The organism is Komagataeibacter oboediens (genome assembly GCF_003207815.1).
In the GTDB taxonomy this organism is placed as follows: Bacteria; Pseudomonadota; Alphaproteobacteria; order Acetobacterales; family Acetobacteraceae; genus Komagataeibacter; species Komagataeibacter oboediens.
This window is the reverse complement of sequence record NZ_NKTX01000086.1, coordinates 1-8,369: the sequence shown is the minus strand read 5'-3', so window position 1 is coordinate 8,369 and position 8,369 is coordinate 1. Positions and strand designations below refer to the sequence as shown.

Annotated in this window: 7 protein-coding genes and 2 pseudogenes; 6 read left to right on the top strand and 3 right to left on the bottom strand. The window is 53.7% G+C overall.

The features are described from left to right. From CFR80_RS15950 to CFR80_RS15930, 5 genes are all read left to right on the top strand, one after another. The coding region (locus CFR80_RS15950; RefSeq protein ID WP_146221620.1) for a transposase domain-containing protein at positions 1-217 on the top strand (217 nt) is incomplete at its 5' end. 107 nt (positions 218-324) lie between these two features. Next, entirely contained in the window at positions 325-975 is a 651-nt protein-coding gene (locus tag CFR80_RS15945) for a cation transporter (protein ID WP_010516881.1), read from the top strand. Then, positions 968-2,410: a TolC family protein gene (locus CFR80_RS15940; RefSeq protein ID WP_019088956.1), complete on the top strand. Its 1,443-nt coding sequence runs from the start codon at positions 968-970 to the stop codon at positions 2,408-2,410. The genes CFR80_RS15945 and CFR80_RS15940 overlap by 8 nt, the downstream gene beginning before the upstream one ends. Then, positions 2,407-3,441, top strand: coding sequence for an efflux RND transporter periplasmic adaptor subunit (locus CFR80_RS15935; protein ID WP_110507692.1), 1,035 nt, complete (start codon positions 2,407-2,409; stop codon positions 3,439-3,441). Before CFR80_RS15940 ends, CFR80_RS15935 begins: the two co-directional genes overlap by 4 nt. Beyond that, a complete protein-coding gene (locus CFR80_RS15930; protein WP_110507691.1) occupies positions 3,441-6,575 on the top strand; it encodes an efflux RND transporter permease subunit in 3,135 nt (1,044 codons plus the stop codon). Before CFR80_RS15935 ends, CFR80_RS15930 begins: the two co-directional genes overlap by 1 nt. A 26-nt stretch (positions 6,576-6,601) precedes the next feature. On the opposite strand, the gene CFR80_RS15925 is transcribed toward CFR80_RS15930, so the two are convergent. The 3 genes and pseudogenes from CFR80_RS15925 to CFR80_RS15915 all read right to left on the bottom strand — a co-directional run. After that, positions 6,602-6,799, bottom strand: a complete 198-nt coding sequence (locus CFR80_RS15925) for a hypothetical protein (RefSeq protein ID WP_010516885.1) — start codon at positions 6,797-6,799, stop codon at positions 6,602-6,604. Between the two features lie 214 nt (positions 6,800-7,013). Next, positions 7,014-7,891 (bottom strand): annotated as a pseudogene (locus CFR80_RS15920) (hypothetical protein); the annotation flags it as partial. Between the two features lie 35 nt (positions 7,892-7,926). Continuing rightward, positions 7,927-8,130 (bottom strand): annotated as a pseudogene (locus CFR80_RS15915) (helix-turn-helix domain-containing protein); the annotation flags it as partial. A gap of 68 nt (positions 8,131-8,198) precedes the next feature. On the opposite strand from CFR80_RS15915, the gene CFR80_RS15910 reads away from it, so the two are divergent. Further along, a partial coding sequence (locus CFR80_RS15910; protein WP_146221661.1) for a transposase occupies positions 8,199-8,369 on the top strand: 171 nt, incomplete at its 3' end.

The following is an 8,369-nucleotide window of genomic DNA, read 5'->3' as shown; positions in this document are numbered from 1 at the left end:
GAAAGCCTGGTTGTTCGCCGGGTCCGATCGTGGCGGAGAGCGCGCCGCCGCCATGTATTCCCTGATCGTCACCGCGCGCCTGAACGATGTCGATCCCCATGCATGGCTCGCTGATGTCCTGGCACGGATCAATGACATCCCCAATCCACGCCTCCATGAACTCCTGCCCTGGCACTGGAAAGCCCACCAGCAGGTCCACAATACCATCGCCGCCTGAATACGCCCGCGTCTCCCGCCGGATGCTTACGCATTCCCTGCCTCTTGACCCTGTAGTTGCTACAGGGAGCATACATTAAAACAGATGATTCGTCAGGGAGGCGCTGGATGGCAGGAGGATGCTGTGGTGGATGCACAGATACGCCGCTACCAATCAATAAATCATGGCGGAGAGCGCTCCTGATCGCGCTTTTTCTCAATGCCAGCATGTTTGCCGTTGAAGCTGGGGCTGGCGTGTCGGTTGGATCTGCATCCGTACAGGCGGACGCGATTGATTTCCTTGGCGACAGCGCCAACTACGCAATAAGCCTCAGTGTTGCCGGAATGGCATTGCGATGGCGAGCTGGCGCGGCCTTTCTGAAAGGCCTGACCCTGTTCATGGCTGGGCTATGGGTAATGGCCAATGCTGGGTGGATAGTAATGAACAGCAACCATCCGCCTCACCCAGACGCAATGGGCGGCATTGGTCTGCTTGCCCTCGCGGTCAATCTGGCCTGTGCCCTCATATTATGGACACACCGGAAAGGTGATGCCAACCGCCGTTCTGTATGGATCTGCTCTCGTAATGATGCGATCGGAAATGTTGCCGTTGTGCTGGCAGCTCTGGGCGTGTTTGGCACTCGTTCTGCGTGGCCGGATATTGCGGTAGCTGCCATCCTTGCGATGCTTGGTATTAGTGGAGGTGTGCAGATTATGCGACAATCGAGAGTAGAACTAACAGATAACAAATCAGATATATCACGACATATCAATGTATAAATCATATAATACTCTAGAATATATTAAGCAGGTAAGGAGACGCACACGCTATAATGCGGCATTCATTCTCCTGATTTTTCCCCTGCTCTGTGGCTGTACAAATAGTGATCACTCAAATATTTCGCCGGAATCAGATGTCCAGAAATTTTCCAGCCGTCAATTTACGGATGCCGGATTGCAAGAATTCATTACAAAAGTTCTCGGACCAAACGTATCGAGTCAGGAAAACGCATGGGGCATCACTCGCCTGACGCTTGCTACCTTGTATTTTCATCCCGATATCCTTGTAGCTAAAGCTGAACTGGAAACGGCTCGCGCTGGAATCAAGACAGCCGGTCAACTGCCCAATCCCAGTTTCACGGTGCTGGGTGGCCCATCGGCTCATTACGTCGGCTACGGCGCGTCAATACTGATCGAATTTTTCGGCAGGCGTTATCACCGTATCAAAGAAGCCAGATATCGGGCTGCCGTCGCGCAATGGGAAGTCATCAATACTGCATGGAAACTACGCAGCGACACGCGGTCTGCTCTTCTCGGCGTCTGGGCTGTATCCGGGCGCCTCAAGCTTGTGGAAGAGACTGCGGCAGCTAAACGCGAACTCTTTACCCTGGAACAGGCACGTTTTGATCAGGGGCGAGCATCCGCTCTCGAAATATCGCAGGTACGGACGGAAATGATCCATGCCGAGTTGTCTGTCAGTGATCTGCGGCGCGAGTATGCCGTCCGTAAGGCAGCTCTGGCAGGAGCAATCGGGGTTCCTGCCGAAGCACTTGATTCCATTGCTCTTGATACAAAAGCATTTGATGTCTGTCCCGACCTCATGGAATACCGCGATTCACAGGACATGAGATACCAAGCCGTAATGCAACGCGCGGATCTGCGGGAACTTCTTGCGTCTTATGACGCCGCCCGACAGGCTCTACGGGTCGAAGTTTCCCGACGCTATCCCGATGTCACCATCAGTCCCGCCTATAACTGGGATATTTCAAATCGCTTTGAGGTAAATCCCTCTCTGCAAATTCCGATTTTCAATCAGAACGAAGGCCCCATAGCTGAAGCTGTTGGGCAGGAGCATGAGGCGGCGGCTCGTCTCCGGCGTGCAGAGAACACGGTGTTTAAGTCCATCTCGCAGGCTACGGCCAATTACCGCGGCACGACATCAATTCTGCTACAGGCGGATGAACTTGCCAAAACCGTACGGGTAAGGCTGAACCAGATGCAGCACCGCCTTCAGTCAGGCGCAATCGACCGACCAACGATGGTTATGACTCATATAGAGCAGATTCAAGCAGAGACCGCTCTTCTTGAAGCAGAAATTCAGCAACGGCAAGCCATAGGTCAGATCGAAGATGGCATGCAGCAGCCCATTTTTGATCACACCAGTGCCGCGCAGGTTTCCGGCCTGCTTGAAAATAACCAAAGGAACTCACCATGAAAGCGAGGGCCTTCTGGCTGCCTCTTGTAGGTCTTTCTGTCTTCCTAGTTCTAAACGTGGCGGACATTGCTATTGCAGATGATGATGATCCACCAGTTTCGGTTCTTGGCGCAGAGGCGACCGTGACGGTCTCCCCGGAAGCAGTTACGAAGAGTGGCATCGCTTCTGCACGACCCAGCATCGTGCCTTGGAGAAAGTTGGTTCCCGCCTATGGTTACGTTCTGAACGCAACACAACTTATCACTCTTGTTAGTGATTATGCTGACATGAAAGCGCGGCTGGAGAGCATGCAGGCACAGCAGACGCTTGTCCGTGCGAAACTCGATCGTGACAAAGGACTGTATCGCGACCGGCAGAATATCTCTCAGGAACAATTCCAGGAGACAACAGCCAGATTTCAGTCCAACTCAGCTATGGTAAAAGCAGAACAGGTCCGGGTGAATAACGCACTTAATATTATCAGACAGCAATTTGGTTCGGTCATATCTGACGCTACCGAAAAAAATACAATTTTCATTACACAGTTACTTCAACAACAAGTGGTCTTGGTCAAGGTGACCCTTCCACCAGATACGGATCTACCAACCCCACCAAGTCAGGCGGATGTGACCGATTATGGAAACACGGGTGGACACGGGACAATGCTCCACTATTTGTCTCCTGTAACCATGACCGATCCTGCTATTCAGGGGCGTAGCTTTTTCTATTTTGCGTCGGCTGAAAGTCAGCTTGTCGCGGGCATGAATGTTTCCGTTCTCCTGCCTACCGAAGAGGAACGTCCCGGTATCCGGATACCTGCATCAGCTATTATCTGGCTGCAAGGTAAGTCGTGGATATACCGTGATAACGGACACGGAAAATTTACACGCCTACCCCTTACGACCGACGTGCCGGACCGAGAAGGTGGCTACCTGATCCAAGATACTCCAGGACAAATCACACACGAAACGCAAATCGTCGTAGAGGGTACGCAATTACTTCTGTCTGAAGAATTCCGAGCTCAGCTTGAATCAGGAGACGATGACGACTGATGACGGGACGTTCTTTCAGCCTTCAGGCAGCTATTATCGGGTTTTCGATCCGCTTCCGGGGCGTGGTTATCGCAACCGCATGTCTGTTGTTCTTCTATGGCCTGTATGGCTTGAGACATGCCAGCTATGATGTGTTTCCGGAATTCATTCCGCCACGGGTCACGATCCAGACCGAAGCCGCTGGTTTTACGCCGGAACAGGTCGAAACATTGGTTAGTCGCCCAATGGAAATTGCCCTGACCGGCCTCCCGGGTATTCAGCGCGTGCAATCGACTTCGATTCAGGGACTGTCAGTCGTCAACGTCCTGTTTGCGACATCGACCGATATTTATCGCGCCCGGCAACTGGTCGGGGAACAAATGAATGTTGTTGCACAGCAATTGCCAGCCGGTGTTCATGCTCCGACTATGACGCCACTGACCTCATCCGCCGGTCTGGTACTGGTGATTGGTCTGACGTCGGAACAACAGTCCCTCATGCAGTTGCGCACGCTTACTGACTGGTCATTAAGGCCGCGTCTGCTGGCGTTGCCTGGTGTGGCTGGAGTCAGTGTGTTTGGCGGGGAGCGTCGGTCACTCCAGATACAGGTACATCCAGACCAACTCATCTTGCATCATATCGGACTTGATGACGTCCTTGCGGCTGCCCAGGAAGCAACTGGCATACAGGGGGCCGGCTTTATTGATACCCCGAACCAAAGAGTCGTTCTTCAGTCTGACGGTCAGGCCCTGACGCCAGAAAGTCTGGCCCGCACTGTGATTGTCCGCTCTGATAATGGTGCTGTCACACTGGGCAGTATTGCCACTGTAACTGAAGCCCCTATTCCCGCCTTCGGCGCGGCCAGTATCGAGGGAAAGACAGGCATTGTGGTTAATATATGGGAACAGTACGGTGCCAATACGATGGCTGTGACCCGGGAAATCGAGGCGGCACTTACCGATTTCCGCCCGCAATTGCAGGGACAGGGGATTACATTGCATGCTGACCTGTTCCGACCCGCCAATTTCATTACGACCGCATTGGGGAATGCCACACGAGCATTGCTTCTGGGCGGTTTTCTGGTGGTTGCCGTAATCTTTCTTTTCCTTTTTGACCTGCGAACCGCTGCAATCTGTTGCGCCACCATACCTTTGGCTATTCTGATAGCCCTGTCGTTGCTGGAGACACTCGGGGTTACTTTGAATGCCATGACCCTGGGGGGGCTTGCTATCGCCATCGGCGAGGTCGTGGATGACGCCGTGATCGGGGTCGAAAATGTTACACGCCGATTGCGTGAAAACCGGCTTCTGGTCCAGCCCGCATCTACAGCGCGCGTCGTACTCGATGCATGCGTTGAAGTCCGCAGTGCAGTGGTTTACGCGACCTTTGCTGTCATTATCGTTTTCTTGCCTGTCATCGCCCTTCCCGGACTTTCGGGACGACTGTTTGCTCCACTGGCAACAGCTTATGTTCTTGCGGTCATGGCTTCTCTTGCCGCTGCTGTAACCGTTGTACCTGCACTCTGCGCATGGCTCTTGGCGACGCCTGGAGAAACCCGGAGAGAGCCCCCCCTGGCAGGATGGACCGCCAGAGCTTATGAACGTCTTCTGGCCAGATTAATGCGCCATCCCCGATTTGTTATAGGCGGGATGATCCTGACCACCTTGATAGGGTTTGCGGCCCTTCCATTCCTTGAAAGCGATTTCATTCCTGATTTCAAGGAAGGTCACCTTATCATTCATATGACGGCTGCTCCGGGGACTTCCCTGGAACAGTCTCTGAAATTAGGTAGACAGGTTACAGAAAAACTTCGTCAGCTTCCCGAAATCCGTTCGGTTGCTCAGAGAGTCGGACGCGCCTCGCTGGATGAGGACACGTATGGACCACATACCAGCGAGTTTGAGGTTGATTTGAATCAGGTGGATGGGAAGGCTTCCCGACAGATTGATGCCCGCGTTCGCAAAGCGCTTGACGGGTTCGTTGGGGCCAGTTTTTCTGTCAGTAGTTTTTTGACGATGCGCGTAAACGAAACCCTTTCTGGTTCGTCTTCGGCTGTGGCAATCAATATTATTGGCGATGATCTGGATGTATTGGATATCCAGGAAAATAATATTGTCCGCATGTTGCATCAGATACATGGCGCAACAGATGTCCGGATAGAAGCACCCCCTGGTGTTCCGGAACTTGCTATTCGGCTACGCCCTGCTGATCTGGAGCGCTGGGGGCTTCGGTCGGCGGATGTACTCCGATCCATCCATACAGCCTGGCAGGGTGAAACCGTGGGGCAGATATACGAGCGTTCTGCGGCTTTTAATGTTATGGTTCGTCTTGATGACGCAAGTCGTAATGATGTTGCGTCTGTCGGCTTCCTGCCACTGCATACTGTTCACGGAAACTACGTACCACTCCGCGCTGTCGCAGACATATATGAGACGAACGGTCGCTATCAGGTGTCACATCTGGGAGCACAGAGAACACAGACTGTCACCGCAAATGTTACAGGACGATCAGCTCAATCTTTCGTTCAGGACGCACGCACGGCTATAGCAAAAAATATCAAACTGCCTCTTGGAACCTACGTTCAGTTTACATCCGCAGCGGAAGCTGAATCACAATCACGCAAGGAACTGTTTATAAATTCCGGGCTCGCTGCCATAGCGGTCATGATTCTGCTCTCAATAATCACACAAGGATGGCGCAATCTCGCTCTGATACTCGTCAATCTTCCCTTCGCATTTGTCGGCGGCATTCTGGCAATCATTGTTTCCGGCACAACGCTAACTCTTGGGGCAACAGTCGGCTTCGTTACTCTATTCGGGATTACGCTTCGGAATTCGGTGATGATGATTTCGCATTTTGAGACTTTGGTCGAGCGGGAACATCTCACATGGGGAGTAACAACAGCGCTCCGGGGGGCCAGAGACCGCGTCGTCCCCGTACTCATGACATCGCTCGTTACGGCGCTTGGACTGGCGCCTCTGGCTGTTGATATGAATGCGCCTGGGCGGGAAATCGAAGGACCTATGGCAGCTGTCATTCTTGGAGGGCTCATGACATCAATGATACTTAACCTGTTTGTTTTGCCTATTCTTGCTGTCAAATTTGGTAGTTTTTCTGAAAACGAAACGGGAGTTCCGGAAACCTTGTTCAAGTGACAGGTATGGGCCACTGCTGCACAGAACTACTTGAAGATTATGTCCGATATGCCAATAGAACCCAGAATGAAAACTGCTTCCGTATCACGCTCGGCCACCATTCGGTCTGGCTCGACCTTCTGGTTGGGTTCGGAATTGCCTTCATGAATCTTGACGCTGTCCAGAAAATCTGGATTGCCGCCCGCACCGAACATCATCGTGTCAAGGCCGAAAACCGAAAGCATCGTTGCCCGATCCAAATGATTTATACTCCCTGCCCAGTGGCTTCGGGCGTGTCTTGCTACGGCCAACCTAAGCGCCTGTATTCTTGCTGGTTATTTCCCATAACGATCACCCCACTCTCGGCTCCAAGTGATAGCGGGGGACTGCGCGGACTATGTCCGTTATGCGAAAGGCGAGCCAACCCACTTTTATGTCCGACATGAGGGCGAAAGCGGACTATTTCCTGAGCCTGATGATTCCGAGTTCGTGCCACATCCACCCGAAATCGTAGGCAGCCATGGCACCGCCACTCCCTTGGGCGCGGACCGTAGTGTTTTCGATATCCTTCAACCAGATGGCCACCTTTTTACGCCCTGAAGCTGTCAGGACGGCCTGGCGCGGCGTCATATCCCCCAGGGCCGGGACTGGCTCATCAAGCACCTGCCGATAGTGCCGCTCCAGCATCTGCCCGATAATCCGGGCTTCCTCCTCGGGCGGGATCTGCAGTTCTGGCGAGACCTCCCGTCCAGGCGTCGTCCCCCGGTCTTCCATCGCTTGCGCCGGCGTCATGATCTGCGTGAGCGGAGCGCGCACGAGATCTCCCAGACCAACCTGCAGCATGGCACGACCACGTTCGGCACGCTCTTTCGAGTTCACCTGCAGCCGCAACTGCCGCCCCTTCAGATCCAGCGTGCCCAGCACGATCGCACCATCATCCATCTCCGTGCGCAGGAACCGCCCGTTTTCATCCCGTCCAGCCTTGCGCACGGGATCGCTCATCGGCTCTTTCAGCCAGTTCCAGAATGACCGGCTCTCTGCCCGCAGGGCTGCCATCCCGTCAAGCACATCCGCCACCATCTTCTGCGTCACGCCCTTTGCCAGCGGGAAACACACTTCGTGGAAGACCAGATCCTCTCCGTCCCCATTGAACAGCGCAGGCCCCTCATCTGCCGGGCCATGTCCTCCAGTGTCCGGAACAGCCAGGTCAGCGTGAACATCGGCGCAAGCTCACGCAGGGTCTGCGTATCGACTTTTGGAAACTCTGCCTTGCCCCGTCTTTTCCGCAGAGCCCTGTAAAGGTTCGCAGCCAGATCCTCACAGGCACCCCGCGAATAAGGGGTCACGACACGAAAGTGTACTTTACGTACGCTTAGAGTGAACCCAACAAGAACGTTGAGGCTGTTCTGCTGAGAGTTCGATAGACAGTTGGCCGAGAAATAGAAAACAGTTCTGAAAGATCGCTGATGGAGTAATCGCCGGTATCATACATCCGGCGAAGCTCTTTTTGCTGACGTTCAGAAAGCTTGGGTTTCTTTCCGCGTAGTTTACCTTTGTCGCGTGCAACGGCCATCCCTGAGAAGTGGTCCCCATTTTTCGGACAGGGCGATAAGCTATCATCTGGCCTGAACGAGGACGTGTTTTATGGGCAAGGTTACGCGGAAACGGTATGCGGCGGAGTTCAAATCACGGGTTGCCCTGGAGGCGATCCGTGGGGAACTGACGCTGGCGGAGTTGGCGTCGAAACATGGCGTGCATCAGACGATGATCGCCCAATGGAAGCGCCAGGCGATCGAAGGCATGGCAAGCCTTTTT